16 protein-coding genes and 1 pseudogene are annotated in these 17,166 nt (G+C 67.8%); 13 read left to right on the top strand and 4 right to left on the bottom strand.

Annotation, left to right across the window (positions count from 1 at the left end):
• Positions 1–253: 253 nt before the first annotated feature.
• Together MQE23_RS16340 and MQE23_RS16335 are read left to right on the top strand one after the other, a co-directional pair.
• Positions 254–2,758, top strand: coding sequence for a hypothetical protein (locus MQE23_RS16340; protein ID WP_243379474.1), 2,505 nt, complete (start codon positions 254–256; stop codon positions 2,756–2,758).
• Positions 2,755–3,822, top strand: coding sequence for a hypothetical protein (locus MQE23_RS16335; RefSeq protein WP_020276596.1), 1,068 nt, complete (start codon positions 2,755–2,757; stop codon positions 3,820–3,822). Before MQE23_RS16340 ends, MQE23_RS16335 begins: the two co-directional genes overlap by 4 nt.
• A 207-nt stretch (positions 3,823–4,029) precedes the next feature.
• On the opposite strand, the gene MQE23_RS16330 is transcribed toward MQE23_RS16335, so the two are convergent.
• Complete coding sequence (locus MQE23_RS16330; protein ID WP_128092689.1) at positions 4,030–4,455, bottom strand: hypothetical protein; 426 nt, start codon at positions 4,453–4,455, stop codon at positions 4,030–4,032.
• 296 nt (positions 4,456–4,751) lie between these two features.
• Between MQE23_RS16330 and MQE23_RS16325 the strand changes: the two genes are divergently transcribed.
• Positions 4,752–6,071, top strand: a complete 1,320-nt coding sequence (locus MQE23_RS16325) for a hypothetical protein (RefSeq protein WP_243379473.1) — start codon at positions 4,752–4,754, stop codon at positions 6,069–6,071.
• Between the two features lie 110 nt (positions 6,072–6,181).
• On the opposite strand, the pseudogene MQE23_RS43665 reads toward MQE23_RS16325, so the two are convergent.
• A pseudogene (locus MQE23_RS43665) lies at positions 6,182–6,286 on the bottom strand (Scr1 family TA system antitoxin-like transcriptional regulator); the annotation flags it as partial.
• Positions 6,287–6,414: 128 nt separating this feature from the next.
• Between MQE23_RS43665 and MQE23_RS16320 the strand changes: the two are divergent.
• The 3 genes from MQE23_RS16320 to MQE23_RS16310 all read left to right on the top strand — a co-directional run bounded on the left by MQE23_RS16320 (position 6,415) and on the right by MQE23_RS16310 (position 9,649).
• Entirely contained in the window at positions 6,415–7,452 is a 1,038-nt protein-coding gene (locus MQE23_RS16320) for a hypothetical protein (protein ID WP_243379472.1), read from the top strand.
• Positions 7,453–7,519: 67 nt separating this feature from the next.
• Positions 7,520–8,536: a hypothetical protein gene (locus MQE23_RS16315; protein WP_020276590.1), complete on the top strand. Its 1,017-nt coding sequence runs from the start codon at positions 7,520–7,522 to the stop codon at positions 8,534–8,536.
• A 105-nt stretch (positions 8,537–8,641) separates the two neighbouring features.
• Positions 8,642–9,649: a hypothetical protein gene (locus MQE23_RS16310; RefSeq protein WP_020276589.1), complete on the top strand. Its 1,008-nt coding sequence runs from the start codon at positions 8,642–8,644 to the stop codon at positions 9,647–9,649.
• A 71-nt stretch (positions 9,650–9,720) separates the two neighbouring features.
• Here the strand turns inward: MQE23_RS16310 and MQE23_RS16305 are convergent, their stop codons facing one another.
• Together MQE23_RS16305 and MQE23_RS16300 are read right to left on the bottom strand one after the other, a co-directional pair.
• A complete protein-coding gene (locus MQE23_RS16305; protein WP_020276588.1) occupies positions 9,721–9,912 on the bottom strand; it encodes a hypothetical protein in 192 nt (63 codons plus the stop codon).
• A gap of 16 nt (positions 9,913–9,928) precedes the next feature.
• Positions 9,929–10,780: a helix-turn-helix transcriptional regulator gene (locus MQE23_RS16300; RefSeq protein WP_020276587.1), complete on the bottom strand. Its 852-nt coding sequence runs from the start codon at positions 10,778–10,780 to the stop codon at positions 9,929–9,931.
• A gap of 269 nt (positions 10,781–11,049) precedes the next feature.
• Here MQE23_RS16300 and MQE23_RS16295 point away from each other — a divergent pair, with 269 nt between their 5' ends.
• From MQE23_RS16295 to MQE23_RS16265, 7 genes are all read left to right on the top strand, one after another.
• A complete protein-coding gene (locus MQE23_RS16295) occupies positions 11,050–11,553 on the top strand; it encodes an ATP-binding protein (RefSeq protein ID WP_243379471.1) in 504 nt (167 codons plus the stop codon).
• 99 nt (positions 11,554–11,652) lie between these two features.
• Positions 11,653–14,040, top strand: coding sequence for a Tox-REase-5 domain-containing protein (locus MQE23_RS16290; RefSeq protein WP_243379470.1), 2,388 nt, complete (start codon positions 11,653–11,655; stop codon positions 14,038–14,040).
• 15 nt (positions 14,041–14,055) lie between these two features.
• Positions 14,056–14,796, top strand: a complete 741-nt coding sequence (locus MQE23_RS16285) for a hypothetical protein (RefSeq protein WP_243379469.1) — start codon at positions 14,056–14,058, stop codon at positions 14,794–14,796.
• 61 nt (positions 14,797–14,857) lie between these two features.
• Positions 14,858–15,292 (top strand): hypothetical protein, encoded by a 435-nt coding sequence (locus MQE23_RS16280; protein ID WP_243379468.1) that lies wholly within the window; start codon positions 14,858–14,860, stop codon positions 15,290–15,292.
• Positions 15,293–15,387: 95 nt separating this feature from the next.
• The gene (locus MQE23_RS16275; protein ID WP_020276582.1) at positions 15,388–15,849 is read left to right on the top strand and encodes a hypothetical protein; all 462 of its coding nucleotides are present in this window, start codon (positions 15,388–15,390) and stop codon (positions 15,847–15,849) included.
• A 158-nt stretch (positions 15,850–16,007) separates the two neighbouring features.
• Positions 16,008–16,736, top strand: a complete 729-nt coding sequence (locus MQE23_RS16270; protein WP_243379467.1) for a hypothetical protein — start codon at positions 16,008–16,010, stop codon at positions 16,734–16,736.
• On the top strand, positions 16,726–17,118 hold the full coding sequence (locus MQE23_RS16265; protein ID WP_243379466.1) for a hypothetical protein: 393 nt from the start codon (positions 16,726–16,728) through the stop codon (positions 17,116–17,118). Before MQE23_RS16270 ends, MQE23_RS16265 begins: the two co-directional genes overlap by 11 nt.
• Positions 17,119–17,166 lie beyond the last annotated feature (48 nt).

Below are 17,166 nucleotides of genomic sequence, written 5' to 3'. Positions count from 1 at the left end.
AGGGACGGGCCCGGGCCCTGCGGTTCAAGTTGGGCCAAGGGTGGGTCCGGGGGCCCATGTGTCAGTGTTCGATTCTCCATAGCCTCAGCCGGGTGCCCGCCTTGAATGCCCGCCCGCTGAACTGAGGTCACACATGTCCGGTGCCGGTAACCCGATACCCCCGAGCGGGATTTGGGGTGCGCAGAACACCCCTTCCTGGGACCGGCGTTCGCCGTTGCCACGGGAGCTGGGCTGGGCGCAGGTATTCCTGTGGGTGCAGTTCGCGCTGACGGCGATGTACGTGGTCACCGTGCTGTCGGTGGTGTCGTACTACTCCGGGGAGATCTTCGGGATCCTGGTGTACGACTCGCTGCCCAGCGTGGCGGGGATCTACCTGGCCCGGCGCCTGTGGCGGGGCGGGGTGTGGACGAGCCGCGCACTGATCGCCGTACAGGCGTGGATCGTGTGGCTGTCGCTCGGGACGCTGTTACACGGTGATCTGCGGGGCTTCACGCAGGCGGCGATGCCGGTTGCGGTCATCGTGCTGTTGCGCCGGGCCCGGTCGCGAGAGTGGTTCGAGATCCTTCCCCAGGACAGGGAGGAGCGCCGGGCGTTCAACCTGGCCAGGATGATCCGCTGGCGGCGGGACGAGGGCCAGACCGCGGTGGAGTACGCGGGGCTCATCGCGGTGGTCGCGGCGATCATCGTCGCGCTGTCGGTGGGCGGCCTCGGCGGGCGTATCGCCGACGGCATCCAGTCGGCGGTCTGCTCGGTGACGGGCACGGACTGCCCCGCTCCGCAGGGCGATGGTACGGAGGCGGGTGCGGCCGGGGACAACGACGGTGCGCAGCGAGACGGTTCGGACACCAGCGCCGGCGCCGACGGCGGCAACGGCGCGGACCCGGACGGCGGCCAGAACGCGGACGGTGGCACGGGGACAAATGGCGCTGGGGGCGCGAACGGCGAGACAGGCACAGAAGGCGACTCGGGCACCCAGGCCGGTCCCGGTGGCCAGGAAGGCACGACCGCCGACGGTGCTACGGGCGGCGGCAACAACAGCGAAGGTGGTCCGGCATGGGAGACCCGGATCATCACCTATGACGGCGCGGGGACGAACGACACAGTCCCCCTCGCTCCGGGGCCGTTCGACGAGAGGTCGCTCTGGGACGACGTACACGACCAGGAACGCCACGACAGGACGTTCATGGACCACGTCCGTGGCTTCTTCGTGGCCCCGACCAAGAGCTTCCTGGCCAGCACCATGGACGTCGTCAGCGACCCGGTCGGCTCGATCAAGGACAGCTGGAACGGCCTGAAGGGCTACACCACGAACTGGTGGGGCGACAAGGCCGACGAGCTGGGCAAGGAGTGGGACAAGGGGAACTACGTCTCCTCCGTATGGGGCTGGGTCAACTCGCCCGAGGACTTCGTGTCCGACCTTGCGACCGACACGCTCATCGACAAGGAGAACTGGGAGAAGGGCAACTACGGCGCCTCCATCGGCAACACCGTCGTCGGCGTCGTCGGCATCTTCAGCCCGAAGACCATCACGAAGTTCACCAAGTTCAAGAAGCTGGCCGAGGTCGGTGAATCCCTCGACAAGGCGGCGGACGCCGCGGAGAAGGCCCGCAAGGCGGCGAAGGCGGGCGACTTCGACGGCGCGAAGAAGGCCGCGGACGAGGCGCAGAAGCACGCCGACGAGACGAAGAAGAAGGCCGAGGAGAACGGCAGCTGCACGATCGCGATCGGGCGCGTCCCGTACGGCGGTGGCGGCAGCCTGCGCGGAGTCCCGGGCACCGGCACAGGCGTCCTGGCAGCCCCGCAGGCCGGCCGGATCGTCGTCGCCGCAGGAGGCGGCAAGGAATGCACGGGCGACGACGCCGACGACGCCCGCCAGGCCCAGCAGGAGGCGCTGGACGCGCGGGCCGATCTGCTGCGGGAGCAGATCAAGGCGTCCAAGCGGCTCCCGGGGGACGAGAAGGTCAACCTGCAGGAGGCCCAGCTCGAGAACCTGCTCAGGCGGGCCAAGGACGACGTCGACCCGAACTCCAAGGACATCAGCAAGAAGGAGGCGGCCGACGCCATCGCCGACGTCTCGGAGCTGGTGAACCAGAAGAACATCCACAACATCAGCAGGGAGAAGCTCGCCGCCAAGGTGCTGAACTCCAAGACCAAGGACCAGCTCGCCGAGAACCTCGCCGAGGTGAACGCTACGAAGCGTGTGGCGCAGGACGAGGCGGCGGATGGCAGCACGGTGTACTCGGACATCGGTGACACCAAGGAGCGGCGGGACAAGGGCGAGTCGCCGGTACGTCCGGACGGCCGGGGTGGCGAGATCGACGTCACGGGCATACCGGACGCCGATGTGGCCTACCGTGGCAAGGACGGCAAGGTGCACGTCGTGGAGGTCAAGAACACGGGGAACGCGACGACCAAGAGCTCCATCGCCACCCAAGTGACGAGGTTGGGCGAGTGGCAGAAGGCGGAGCCTGGCCGCGTCGCCCGCTATGAGATCGCCTCCACCAAGGGGTGGCAGAAGATCTTCGACGGGTTCAAGCCCAAGAAACGGGGCGAGGTCCCTCCCGAAGGAACGCCAGCCTCCAGCATGGCGGACAACGGGGTCGGCGCCCGCATCGCCGGCCAGGACGTGACCCCCGCACAGCTCAGGGCGATGAACGATGCCTGGAATGCCAAGAGCGAGGCTGAGAAGTACGACGCTCTACGCTCCGGCAAGATGAAGGATCCGAGGACCGCGATGGAGCACCTGGGGGTGTCATGACGTACGACGAGGACCATGCGCAGGTTCCCGAGGACCGTACAGCTGCGCTCCTCGGAGAGCTGGAGGCGGCGATGGCCGCTGCGCCGCCGAGAACGAGCGGCTGGCCGGACGAGCTGGAGGACCTCTGGGATCGGACCCAGGATGAGCCCGGTCTCCCGCTCACCGACGAGCAGCGTCAGCACTTCGCGGCCCGACGGGAACGCTGGGAGGCTTCGTTTAAGGTGCAGCGGTTGCTGCAGTCCCTGCGGGAAGCCGTGCAGCGAGGTGGGCTCCTTGACGCCTCCCGGGCCGCTGCGCTTGCCGAGGCGTGCGTACACGCCCGTCTGGGTGTCTATAACGACATCTGGCTGCTCCGCGATCTCGGCCGCCCGCACGGTGAGCAGGCACTGGCGCGCCTCGTACAGGACGAGTCGGTGGACGAAGGCGACCGTCGGGAGGCCCGCGAGTGGCTCGCGAAGCTGCGTGAATCGGAGTACAAGATGCGGGCGGCTCATCCTGTCAACGGCGAGGAACTGCTCCTGCCGCAAGTGGTACGCGATCTGACGACCGGCCGGGCCGGCGGCTGGGAGATCGAGAACGAGCCGGCTCCGGAACGCTTCGCCCAGGCCCGGGCGGTTCTCGAAGCGCTGTTGCCTGACAAGCGGTTGGCGTCGGAGGAACCTCCCGAGTGGGGTGGGGATTGGCTGGAGGATGCGGATGACCGGCCCGCGTGGCTTGAAGTCGAGATGGTGCTCCAACCCCTCGTCCCGGATGCGCGATCGGTCACACGGGAGCGCCTGATCTGGGGCTGGCATGAGTGCAAGCGGCTCGGCATCGACCTGGAGGACACGGATCCGGAGGCTTTCGCCGACCGCTGGGCAACCCGCATCGCCGCATTTCTGGCACGGGGAATGCTCGAATGGCTGTGGCGCGAGGACTGCTTCGCTCCTTGGGCCCTGGACCTCGCCATGCGCTACATCGACCGGAACGTCGCAGTGGCCGAGGCGACGCGACTGCTCACCGAGGCGGCGGAGGTCGGCTCGCAGTGGGGGCCCACAGCAGGTGGTCGGCCTGGCCCGCCTTGACGTCCCGGATGAGCGCCCGGGGGCATCACGGCGAAGTGAAGAACACGGTGAACCCGACGTGTCAGCCGGAATTCGTCGGGGAGATCAACACACTCTCTGAGTGGAAGAAGGCGAATCCGAGCAGAACGGCTCGAGTTGAGAGCGACAAGCCTGATAAATGGATAGCCATCACCCCGTGACGCACGACTGGTGCCGCCAGGTTTCCGTTCAGCCGCCGAACCAGACGACGAGGCGGACGTTGTCCTCACCATGGAGTTCGGACAGCGTGCCCATCACATTCCACACAGGTTGCCACGGCCCGTCGGTCGGTACCAGGTCGCGATAAGCAGGGATGACAGGTCGGTACACCTCGTCGCCGAGCAGGAGCTCTCCGTCGGCGGGCCACCGGGAGGGAGCGATGTTGCCTTCTCCGAACTTGGCGGCGGCCGAGTCGTACAGCGCATCCGGGAGTGCGGCCAATCCGTCAGGTACGAAGGATCCGTCCTGGGTACGGGACCAGCGCCGGACCCAGTGCCGAGACGGGCCGTCGGTGCAGGGGGCATTCCAGTCGACAGCCGACAGTTCACGCCACGAGAACCACGAATGGCTGTGGCCAGCGAAATCGTCCGCATCCCTTCGTACCGTGTCCGACATATCTACAGGGGCTCCGCGCTCAGGGAAGAGAGCTCTGACAGGCTCCACACTCCGGACGTCAAAGAGTGCTGACCACGACATGTAATCGCGGGCCCAGTGAAGGTACCGGAGTTCGGAGAAGGTCTCCCACAGCACGTGTTCAGTGCCATAGCGTCCAGGCTGGGGTCTGCATTCCAGCCATCCATACAAGTCGGCACTCATATAAGCGACTCTATCCAATGCTGCCGCTGCTGAGTGTTCTAATGGCTGGCTATTGACCCCGACCCCGGCCGCTTCACCGACACGGAGGGCGACTTGTGGACACCTACCTGCTGCCCGTTGCCATGCGCGAGTTGCCACCGCCTTGGCACGATCTGACATACCGCAGGTCTCAGGCCCCGGAGGCACTTGCCCCCACGGAGGAGAGACGTGAGCAGGCCCGGCACGTGCTGCGCGCGTGCCTGCCCGACCGGCGGCAGAGTGTGCACGACTGGGACGAGGAACTACGGGACTTCTACGACGACCGCGATGACCACACCTTGGACGAGGCAGACGCCTGGTTGACCCGGATCATGCCGACCACTTCCCAGGTCACTCGGGAGCGGGTGGTACAGGTGGTCGGAGCCTGGGCTGACATGGGGATTCCTACAGTGCCTGAGCCACCGACTGAACAGTGGGTCGACAGGGTGGCGGCGGAGTGGGCCGCCTCGGTGCGGCAGGCACTGGCGTACGACGCCTTCGCTTTCATAGAGCGCGCAACTACCGCGGGATTGCTGAACGATGGGGAGTCTGAAGACGCCGCGCTGCTCGCAGCGGCGTTCGTGCGGGTCGGCATGGCGGTCGAGGCGGCGGTGCGCCTGCTTGTCTCGCTCGGTCGTCCGCGCGGTGAACAGGCCCTGATGGAGCTCGTACACGACGACGAGGTCCGGGACTTCCGCCCGTATGTGCGTTCCCGGCTTCTCGGGCTGCGCCGTTCGGTGTACGAGGATCGAGCCCGGGAAGTCACCCGCGACGAGGAGCCGCTGCTGCCCGAAGGGCTGCAGGGCCTTCCGCATTCCTGGCAGAACGACTTCGACTGGGGCGCGACCGCGCCGGATTCACACAGCCTCGCCCAGGCGCGTTCAGCACTGGAGGCGTGTCTGACTGTCGAGCGAGTGCCGGCTGACGCGCAGATGTGCAGTAACGCCCCGGCGGACAGCAGTGCCATCGCTGAGGTGGTGCGTGCCCTGATGCCGTACCCACGACTGGTCACTCGCGAGCGAATGAAGGAGGCGTGGCGCGAGTGCCAGTCGTTGGGATTCGATTTCCAAGGCATGGACGCCGCGTCCTTCGCCAAGGTCTGGTGCAAGAGGATTGCTGACCGGGTCGCCGCAGCGGTCTTCCGCTGGCTCGCTGACCTCCCGCAAGGCGGAGGAGCGGCAGGCGACAGGGAACTGGCTGTTCTGTCGGCAACGACCCTTTGGGCCGCGGAACTCGCCGAGCGGTGTGTCCGGTGCGGCAGCGCGGTAGAGGAGGCCATCTGGTTCCTCCATCGCACGGATGACGTGCCGGACAGCCGGGAAGCCCTGGCGCGACTGGCCTTCGACCCGAGCCTGCCGGTCACTACGAGGAACGCCGCGCAGGAGTGGGCGCCATGACGCCCCAACATTCGTTGCTGACCCGCAAAAGGTGTACGACGGGGCGAGGGACCGATAACGCTCTTCAGCGGATGCCGGCGTCCGGCCCATGCGCGGAGTCCCTCGCCTTCGAGGTGACTCAGCCGGGGGAGTACGGCGACGAAGACGGTGCGGGCGTACTCCTCGGTCCGCAGCAGCCCTGGTACGTGCATGACCAGGGCCGTCCGCACGCGCGTGGCATGCCACTCGAACTAGGCGATGTCCAGCAGTACGACAGGCAGGGCACCCAGGTACTGTTCCCACCACCCTCGTTCCGTGCCTTCGGCCATGGTGACCAGTGCTGACACGTAAGGACCCGAAAACCGTGATGGAGTATCTGGGGGGGCTCATGACCGGTGATCAGCAGGTGCCTGAGATCCTCGGGGAACTGGCGGCAGCGATGGCCGACGCTCCGCCGACCACCGACGGCTACTGGACCTCCGAAGAATTGCACGACCTCTACGAGCGGTTTGAGAAGGAGCCTGACCTGCCGCTTTCCGATGGTCAGCGGCGGCTCTTCATGGCCCAACGAGCCCGCAGTGCGGCGTCGTCACGTGTCCATAGTCTGTTGCGCTCGCTGGAGAAGGCTGTGGAGCACGGCCAGGTGACCGCCGTCCCAGACGCTGCCGTTCTTGCTGAGGCGTGTGTGCGCGCCAGACTCGCGGCGTTCGATGCGATCAGCGTCCTCTACCGCCTGGGTGTGCCGTACGGCGAGCAGGCGCTGGCACGACTGGTTTCCGACAGGCATGTGGGCGACAGCGATCGACGCTGGGGCCGCTGGTGGCTGAGGCGCCTGCGGGAGCCGATGTACCGGGGGATGGCGAGCCGTCCTGTCGAAGGTGAGGAGCCATTGCTGCCAGAGCTGGTACGGAACCTGACAGTCGGTTGGCAGGGCGGCTGGGAGATCGAGGAAGAACCGACGCAGGCGCGCTTCGCTCAGGCCCGCGCCATTCTTGAAGCGCTTTTGCCCAGCACGAGGCTGCCGTTTCCGGAGCCCACTCCGGAAGGGGAGGGGGACTGGGACGAAGACGAGGATGAGCGCCCCGATTGGCTGGAGATCCGCATGGTGCTGCGAGATCTGATGCCGGATGTCGGGTTGGTTACCCGAGAGCGCATGACCGAGGGCTGGTACGAGTGCAAGCAGCTGGGGCTGGATTTGCAAGGCGAAGGGGCTGAGGAGTTCGGTGACCGATGGGCCACGCGCATTGGTGCCTGGACCGCGGAAGGCATTCTGTCCTGGCTTTGGCGAGAGGACCAGTTCTCCCCATGGGCCCAGGACCTCGCCAGGCGCTACATCGACCGGAATGTCGCCGTGACCGAGGCGACTCGCCTGCTGTCCGAGGCGGCGGAGAGCGGTTCCTGAAGCCGTGGCATACGAAGAGGCGCACGCGGAGGTTCCCGAGGACCGCACAACTGCGCTCCTAGGAGAGTTGGAGGCGGCGATCGCCGCTGCCCCGCCGAGAACGAGCGGCTGGCCGGAGGAACTGGAGGACCTCTGGGATCGGGCCCACGAGGAGCCCGGTCTCCCGCTCACTGACGAGCAGCGTCAGCACTTCGCGGCCCGTCGGGAAGATTGGGAGGCGTCGTTCAAGGTCCAACGGCTGCTGCGTTCCCTGCAAGAAGCCGTGGAACGTGGCGAGGTCCTGGACGTCCTACGAGCTGCTGCGCTGGCCGAAACATCCGCGCACCGCGGTCTCGGTGTCCGTCAGGACATCGCCCTGCTCCGCGACCTCGGCCGCCCGCACGGCGAGCAGGCGCTGGCGCGCCTGGTGAAGGACGAGTCCGTGGGCGAAGGCGATCGACAGGACGCCCGTGAGTGGCTCGCGAAGCTGAGGAGACCGGAGTACAGGGCACGGGCGGCTCGTCCCGCCGACGGCGAGGAGCTGCTCCTGCCCAAGGTGGTACGCGATCTGACATCCGGCTGGTCCGGCGGCTGGGAGATCGAGAACGAACCGACACCGGAACGCTTTGCCCAGGCCCGGGCCGTTCTCGAAGCGCTGCTGCCAGGCAAACGGCTTGCGCCGGAGGAACCTCCCGAATGGGAGGGAGAGTGGCTGGAGGATGCGGAGGACCGGCCGGCGTGGCTGGAAGTCCACATGGTCCTCATCCCCCTGATGCCCGACGCACGGTTGGTCACGCGGGAGCGTCTGATCTGGGCCTGGTACGAGTGTGAGCGACTGGGCATCGACTTGGAGGACACCAACCCCGAGGCGTTCGCCGAGCGGTGGGCCGCCCGCATCGCCGGAAACCTGGCCCGAGGAATGCTCGAATGGCTATGGCGCGAGGACTGCTTCGCCCCCTGGGCCCAAGACTTCGCCATGCGCTACATCGACCGGAACGTCGCGGTGGCCGAAGCGACCCGCCTGCTCTCCGAGGCGGCGGAGGCCGGCTACCGCAGCCCCCCGCAGTTAGGGCCTACAGCAGGTGGTCGGCCTGGCCCGCCTTGATGTTTCCCGGATGGGAGTACGGAAGGCATCGCGGCGGTCGGTCCCGCGGCCACCGCTCCGGCGAAATGAAGGAGCCGAAGACCACGATGGACTAGCGGGCGTCGCATGACGCACGCCGAGCGGGCGGCCACGATCCTCTACGACATCTCGGCGGCGATCGCAGCCGCGCCGCCCACCACCGACGGCTGGACCGAGGACGAGTACGAGCTCTACGACCGGTTCGAGAAGGAACCCGACCTGCGGCTCACCGACGAGCAGCGACAACGCTTCGCCGCCGCGCGCGCCCGCCAACGGGCGGTGTACCGGATCGAAGATCTATTGCACTCGCTGAAGGAGGCCGTTCGACTGGGTGAGGTCTCGGCTTCCGCCGAGATCGCGGAAGCGACTGAGTCGTGCGTTCGCGCCGATCTGGCCGCGCTGTCGGCGATCGACCTGTTCAAGGTACTCGGCACGCCCTACGGCGAGCAGGCGCTGGCTCGTGTGGTGGTCGACGAGTCGGTGGGCGAGTACGACCGGTGCTGGGCCCGCGCGCATCTCATCCGGCTGCGGGCGCCAGTGTATGAGGAGATGGCGGCCCGCTCGGTCGAGGGCGAGGAACCTCTGCTTCTCCAGGTTGTACGCGACTTCGCGTATGGAAGGCACGGCGGTGTCACCACACCCGATGACCCGGAGGCCACGGAGGAGCTCATCGCCCACGCTCGGGCCGTTCTCGAAGCGCTGCTGCTCGACCGCCCGCTGGAGTGGCCGGAGCCGCCGCCCGAACCGGAAGATCGCTGGTGGGAGCGGGAAGAGGGGCTGCCAGGGTGGGCAGAAGTCTGCATCGTGCTCCCCGGGTTGATGCCGAACGCACGGCGGGTCACCAGGGAACGAATGACCGAGGGCTGGCACGAGTGCGTACGGCTCGGTATTGGCCTGCAGGACTCCGGGCGCGAGGACTTCATCGACCGATGGGTTACCCGCATCGGCGCCTGGATTGTGGAGTGGATCTTCTCTTGGCTCGCGTTGCACTTCCCCGCTGGGTCGACGGAACTGGCAACCCTGTACGCAGAACGCCGTGTCGCCGTCGAGCAGGCATCAGTCCTGCTCTCCGAGGCGGCGGATGTCCACTCCTGAAGCCGTGGCAATGGGGCCGAGCAACTGGGCCCCCATACGGCCTCATCGACAGTTCATACCTGGGGCCGGTCCTACAGCAGGTGGTCGGCCTTACCTGCCTTGATCTCCCGGATGAGCGCCCGGAGGGCATCACGGCTGTCGGTCAGATGGCGCTCCTCCTGCCCGGCGACGGCGATGTAGGCGTTTCCGTCCGCGTCGGTGCCTATGCGGAAGCAGTTGTTGCCCTCGCCGCAGTACGGGTCTTCCCAGGTGATGCCGGTCACGGTGGCTTCCTTACGGTCAGAGTTCGCGGACGACGCTGCGAATGAGGTCACGCGAGGCCGCCGTCGGCAGCGCTGAGTCGTCCATCCAGTCCAGATGAGCACGGTACTTGGTGAGCTGCGCCTCCGCGCCGGTGAATTCCGGTCCGTGTGCGGAGTCCAGCTGCACGGTGTCGAGTTGGGGCACGGCCCCGTCGGCGTACAGGAGCGCGTGCCCTGCCCCGGGGAACCCGCCCACGCTCGTCGGGATCACCCGTACGTCGATCGTGTCGTGCTCGGACCGCTCGGCCAGGTGCTCCAGTTGCTGCCGGGTCACCTCGACGCCGCCGTACGGCATACGGAGCGCGGCTTCGTGGACGTAGGCGACGTACGGCAGTGACTCGGGCCGGTCGAAGACCTGCTGCCGCTCCATGCGGTGCGCCACGCGCAGCTCCACCTCCAGCCGGCTCAGCGCGGGGAGGACGGCGGCGAAGACGGCACGGGCGTACTCCTCGGTCTGGAGGAGTCCCGGCACGTGCATGACCTGTGCGGTCCGTACGCGCGTCGCATGCCACTCCAACTCGGCGATGTCCAGCAGCCCGGCGGGCAGCGTGCCCCGGTGGCGTTCCCACCAGCCCCGCTCTTTGCTGTCGGCCATGGCGACCAGCGCCTCGACGTAACGTGCGTCCGCACATGCGTAGTTGCAGGCGAGCGTGCGGACACGGTCGGCTGAGAACGGGCGGATCCCCGACTCCATGTTGGACAGCCGGGTTCGGTCGATGCCCAGCAATCCGGCGGCGTACTCCGTGGTCGCCCCCGCCGCGAGTCTCATCTTCCGCAACTCGGCACCCAGACGCTTCTGTCGCTCCGTCGGCGTACTTCTCGTGGCCATGCCGCCCCTTCTTCAGCTGTGGTGCCCCTCAGTCTGCCGGTGCGCGACGCCAAGGTCCATCGCGATAGGGGTAATTATCTCCAATCTGATGGACACTGTGACTCTGGTCCCTATACGGTCAGTGACAGATCGACTACACAACTCTCCGCCGAAAACGGAAGCGCATCACGCGTGCCCACCCACACACTCCTGCCCTGGGAGGGGTGGGCCCGCGTCAGGGAGACGAGCCACCCGGCGGAGCAGAATCCCCGACGACCAAGGGAGTTGCCATGCCCGCGTCCGTGACCACCTGCTCGTCCCCGGCCACCGCCCCCACACCCTCGACGCCCGAAACCCTCGCCTACAGCCTCACGCTTCCTGCCGCACTCCAAAGCCCGGCCATCGCCCGCACGGCGACGCGGACGATCCTGCGAGCCCACGGCCTGGAGGACGTCACCGACGCAGCGGTGCAAGCGGTCGGCGAACTCGCGGCCTGCGCCTGCCGGTTCACACCCTCCGCAGAGGTCTACGTGTCGCTTCGCTACCGGGAGTCCGCCCTGCGCGTGATCCTCTACGACGGCCACCCGCGTCACGTGAATCCCCACCTGGCGGCCGCCTGCGACACCCGCCGCCGAGCGGCCCTGCGGGTGCTCGCCTGTGTGGTCCGGGCGTGCGGCGGCAACTGGGGTTTCGGTGAGGCGCGCGAACCCGGCGGCGGTACGCGCATGTGGGCCGTGCTTCCGCACCACGGCGCCCGGGCGTACGTACGCGGCGGCGGCGTACTCAAGCGATAGTCCCCGCCATTTGGGCCCCGTTTTGGGGCCACGGGCCCATCCCGTCCCGCCGGCCCCTTCCTACTCTCGGGCCGTGTCGTAGAGCGAAGGTGGGGGGACATGGCCTCGATCGGGGGAGCGCCGGAGTTCGGGGCCGGGTGGCCGTCGGGGCCTGGTCGGCAGAGGGACATGCCGGGCTCGCTCGCGACGGCGCTGGTCCTCGTCCACACTCTTTTCGCAGTCACGGTCGTCGGTGGCCTCGGCCTCCTGCTCACCGCGGCCTCGTACGACGCCCTGGACGGCGGCGTACTCGCCCAGACGGCCTACGCCGCCGCCCCAGGAGCAGTCGGCTGGTGGTTGGCCCGGCGTACCTGGGAGGGCGGAGCCAGGATCAGGGGCGGGCTGATCGCCGTACAGATCTGGCTGATCCTCGGCTCGATATCCAACATCACCGACGGATCACCGCGCGGCTACACCCAGCTCTTCCTCCCCACGCTGATCCTCTACTTCCTCACCCGTGGGGACAGCCGCGACTGGTACCGCCTCCCCGAATCGGCCAGAGCCGAACGCCGCCCCTTCTCCCTGGCCCGGATGATCCGCTGGCGCCGGGACGAGGGCCAGACGGCGGTGGAGTACGCGGGGCTGATCGCGGTAGTCGCCGCGATCATCACCGCCCTCGTCGTCAGCGGCCTGGGCACCCAGGTCTATGGCGGCCTCCAGTCGGCGATCTGCAAGGTCACCGGCACGGCATGCCCGGCGGAAACAGGAAACGGCGGCGAGGAGGTCCAGGCCGGCGACGGCGCGGACGGGACCGACGGTGAAGACACAGTCGGCCAGGGTCAGGGCCAGGGCGGCCAGGACGAGGGCGGCCAAGGCGCCGAGAACGGCGGATCCGCTGACGGCGGCACCGGGAGCGGCGATACAGGCAACGGAGACACGGGCAACGGCGATACCGGGAACGACGGCTCCGGCGGAAACGGGCCCGGCGGAGCCGATTCCGGAGGCCAGGACACCCCCGGATCCGGCTCGGGCGGCCAGGTCGGTGAGGAGGGTGTCGGCAACGGCTCCGCCTCGCAGGGCCGCGAGGACACCACCGTCTCGTACCCCGAGGAGACCGACGAGGAGAAGAACGACGCAGCCGAGGGCGAGCCTGGATGGGAGGAGGACGAGCAGGCCGCCGGGGACAGCGGCGACGACGGGGGCGACGAAGGCTGCACCTCCGGCGTCGGGGCCTTCTTCGGCTGTGTGGGGGACCAGTTCAAGCAGGTGGGACAGGGCCTGTTCGTCGACGGCATCTGGGGTGACGTCACGGGCATCTGGGACACGGTCACCAACCCGGGTGAGGCATGGGAGGGCCTGAAGGACTACGGCAGCTCGCTGGGCGACCAGTGGTCCGAGGACGCCAAGGACGCAGGCGAGAAGTGGGAGAACGGCGACTACTTCGACGCGCTCACCGACTGGGGCGGCGCGTCGTGGAACACGGGCGTCAAGGTCCTGGACGACACGTTCGTGGGCGACGAGGTCCGCGACCAGTGGAACGACGGCGAGAAAACCCGCGCGGTCACCACCGTCGCCTGGAACGTGGGCTCGCTCTTCATCCCCGGCTACGGCGAAGCCAAGATCGTTCAGAAACTCGGCAAACTCGGGAAGCTCGGGAAGCTCACCGAGAACGCCGCGAAGGCGGCGGAGGACGCCAGGAAGGCGGCCAAGGCCGGTGACGCCGACGCCGCAGCGAAGGCGGCGAAGGAGGCCGACGAGGCGGCCGACGAGGCCGAGGAGAGGGCGAGGAAATCCGGCTGCACCATTGCCTCTGCTCCCGGCCGCCGTGTCCCCTACGGCGACATCCCGGGCCTGACCGGGTCCGCAGGCAGCGGCACCACGGTCCTCGCCGCCGGCGGGTCCCGCGCTCCCTATGTCGTACTGGCCGAAGGCGGCTGCGACGAGGAGGCCAAAGAACAGGCGGAGGAAGCCCGCAAGCAGGCCGAGGAGGCCGAGGCGGCCGAGAAGGAGGCGAAGAAGGAAGAAAGCCGCAAGAAGGTCGCCAAGTGGAAGAAGCCGTCCTGGTACAACGACCTGAAGAACCCGCGAAAGGGCTCCAAGGACGGCGGTGACGGCCAGTGGAAGGCCAAGAAGGCGGTGGCGTACTGGCCGAGCATGGAGCGCTGGATGCGTTATCAGGAGCAGGTCACCCATGTGAAGCGGGGCAAGGAATACGCTGTCAAGGATCCGAGGACGGGCAGGGACGTCGACTTCGATGGCTGGGACTCGTCACGGCAGACTTACATCGAGGCGAAGTTCGGATACGGCAAGAAGGTCGGCGAGGACGGGACTCTTCATAAGGCGCAGGCGGACAAGTTCATCGAGCAGGCGCAGCGCCAGCTGCGGGCTGCGAACGGCAAGCCCGTCGAATGGAACTTCTCCAACAAACGGGTGGCCGAGGCCGCACAGAAGGCGTTCGACGACGCCGATCTGGACGTAGTGGTCAAGCACATCCCGCCGGAGAAGTAGGAAAGAGGAGCACGTATGTCGGGCGAAGTGGTCGTGAAGGTCTCCTGGGGCCCCAGGCCGGAGACGCCTCTGCAATTGGCTCAGCGGTGGCTGGAGCTCCTGACCGGGCTGTCGGAGCTGTCGGAGTCGTCGGAGGGGGCGCCGGCCGAGTGGCGCTGGGAGGAGGATTCCGGCCCGGGGCAGCTCGTACCCGTGGAGTCCGAGGATTTCGCCGCGGCACTGGAGGCGGCCAATACCCAGGACGACCGGGACATCCTCGGCTACACAGCCAATGTCGTGGCCACTCAGCCGGACGGCGCATACCAGCGGGCCAGGGTGATCGCGGGAGGCTCGAACGAATACTCCCCGTTCACGGCGGTGGTGCACCTGTTCCCCGCGTCCGGTTGTACGGCCGTACCGCTCACGGGCCGGTTCACCGAGGTGCTGGCGCTTCTGGCGGACGTGTGGGACGCGGACCATGGGCTGACTTACGACCGGCCGCTGTACAACGAGCTCAGGTCGGCCTATGGCCTGCGGGCCTCCCACCCACGCGCGGGGTGGGCGGTGTACCTGTCGGAGAGCCGCGCCGCGCGCGTCCCAGACGGCTTCTCGGCTCTCCGGCGCCTGCCCGGCAGGCACGGCGGTGTTGTTCTGGAGATCGCGGACAGCTCCGGCGGAACGCCGTCCACCCAGACGGTGCTCGCCGCCCACAAGACGCTTGCCGGGACCGGTGCTCTGGACCCCCTGCCGGTTCCGGCCACGGAGGCGAAGCTGTGACGGTGCGGGTCGGTGAGCGGTTCAAGATCTCGGTGAACGACGAAACAGTGAGTGCCCCTCGATGAGCGTGCAGCAGTACATCGCCCGCATCGACGAACTCCTGGCCCGCCCCCTGACCGGCGGCGACGCCTACCACCTCGTGACCCTGCACGAGAGCCGGGACTTCGCCCCGCCGAACGACGACTGGGACGAACTCATGCGGACCAGCGAGGAGTTCGAGGCGGAGCTGAAAGACCTGGCAGCCGCGTTGGACGCCCGGTGGGGTCGGCACGGGTCCATGTCCATGGAGGACTACGCCAACGCCTTCCTGGACCCGGACGACGACGAACTCCCGCCCTTCTTCCGGGAGCTGTGCGAGAGCGGATACTTCGGCGACCTCCTGTACTGGCGGGTCGGCGACCGTCTGGTCGCTGCGAGCGTCGGCCATGAGGACAAAGAGGAGCCGGTCGTGCTGTTCGCCGGGGTGACCGGTTCCTATGAGGGGTTCCCCGACTAGGACGCCCACGGGGCACTTCCATCGCGGCGTTGCTCCCACCACCGGATAGCTTTGGCTCGCTGAAGCCAAGCCTCGCCTCTTACCGGGAGCCGACCGTGAACCGCCGCCCCTACACCTTCGACTGGCCGGAGACCGGGGACAAGGAGAAAGACGCGGTCCTTTCGGACGGCGAGCAGTCCATCGAGGCTGTCGACTTGGCGATCGTGAACCAGGACGCGCTCGACAAGCCGTACCTCTACTACTACGAGGGCGAGGCCGCCGCCACCACGCAGAAGTTCATCCAGAACTACGTCGATCACGAGGCCGCCATCACGGGCGCCTACCGCTTCTACGCCCCTGAGGTGGCGGTCGACAAGGACGGAACGGCGTCGCTCAGTTACTGCGAGGACCAGGGCAAGGCCTACGTGAAGTACCTCAAGACCGACAAGGTCAAGAAGACGAAGGTCACTGCCAAGAGCTACGTCCTCTACCGCACGTCGCTCAAGAAGAACGACAAGGGTGTCTGGGTGATCCAGAAGATCGTTTCGCAGAGCGGGAGTCCCAAGTGCCAGCCGTGATGCGTCCGTCGGAGGCGCAATCAGCGGTCGTCATTGACGCGTGAGCAAGCGCCCCGGCCGCAAGGTCACTGTAAGGATCCGGAGAGCACCAGGCGTACCGGGGCGTCGACTGACCGGACGGCGGAGACCAGACGTGGCGGGATGGCGGGACGGCAGGGATGAGCGAGTCCGATACGGAGCCGAATGCGGAGGAGACGTGGGACCCGCAGGTGGCACGGTGGCGCGAACCGGAGGGTGACTACGTCCTGCCCCACGCGCTGCGGTCCCTGCCCCAGCCCTGGGACGAGGCCGACTGGAGGCGGATCGCGGAACTGCCCCGCACCGACGAGCGGCTGGCGGAAGCCCGGCGGGTGGTGACCGTACTCCTGGACGACCCGGAACTGACTCGGCATGTACCTCAGCCGCCGTCGCCCGGCCTGTTGTGGCACGTGTGGGAGGAGTTCCACCAGGCCGTCGGGAAGAGCATGCCCCGCACGAGCGACGTGACATGGTCCGGTGTGGACGAGCTGGTCCGCGCGTGGCGGGACCGTCCGCACCCTTGTCCGCTGCAACGGCACGTCGTACGGCACGTCGAAGCGGCGGTGCTGGCCATGATCCCGTCACTGCGGAACGACATCGCCGACTCGGTCTTCCGTTGGCTGACTCTCGATCCTGACCCGGGCCGCTTCGCCGACTGGGCAGTGGGCCTGGCCGAGCGTTGCGTGACCGAGGGCATCGGTGCCGACTCGGCCATCGAACTGCTGGGCGCGATGGGCGGTCCAGCGGCCAGGGCGGCACTGCGGCGCCTGTCGGTGAAGCCGGACGGTCCGGCGAGTTGGGAGAACGCGGAAGCGGCCCAGGGCACGCTCTTCGACCGGTGGAGGGATGGGACCCCTGATGATCCATGACGTCCTCTTGGTCGGGCCGCCGGTTTCGCCCAGGTCGCTCGCCGAGGCCCTGGCGGGGGCGGTGAGGACCGAAGGCGCCGACGTCGACGTGGCCGACCGGGACGGCGACCAGAGCCGACGCGACTGGACCGCACCTGTCCTGTGCGGCTACCTCAGGCTGCGCGGCGACCTGTCGTTTGTTCTGTATCCGGCCGAGGAGGACCTTCCGTCGGCTTACTGGCTGGCGACCTCGTCAGGAGAGTCCGTCCGCGCCCGGCTGTACGCGTCGGACGACGAACCTCCCGTGTACACGATCGACGCGGTTGAGTCCGCGGTCGCCCAACTCCCACACATCCGTGTCAGTGACCTGCCGGAGATCGCCCGCAAAGAGGGTGACAGGTAGTGGCGCCGGCGCGGCTCGTCATGGCCTCAGATCCGCATCGGCCGGCCC

The sequence above is a fragment of the Streptomyces sp. HP-A2021 genome (assembly GCF_022807935.1).
GTDB classification, from domain to species: domain Bacteria; phylum Actinomycetota; class Actinomycetes; order Streptomycetales; family Streptomycetaceae; genus Streptomyces; species Streptomyces afghaniensis.
Note: the sequence above shows the minus strand (reverse complement) of the source record. Positions and strands in the feature narration are given on the sequence as shown.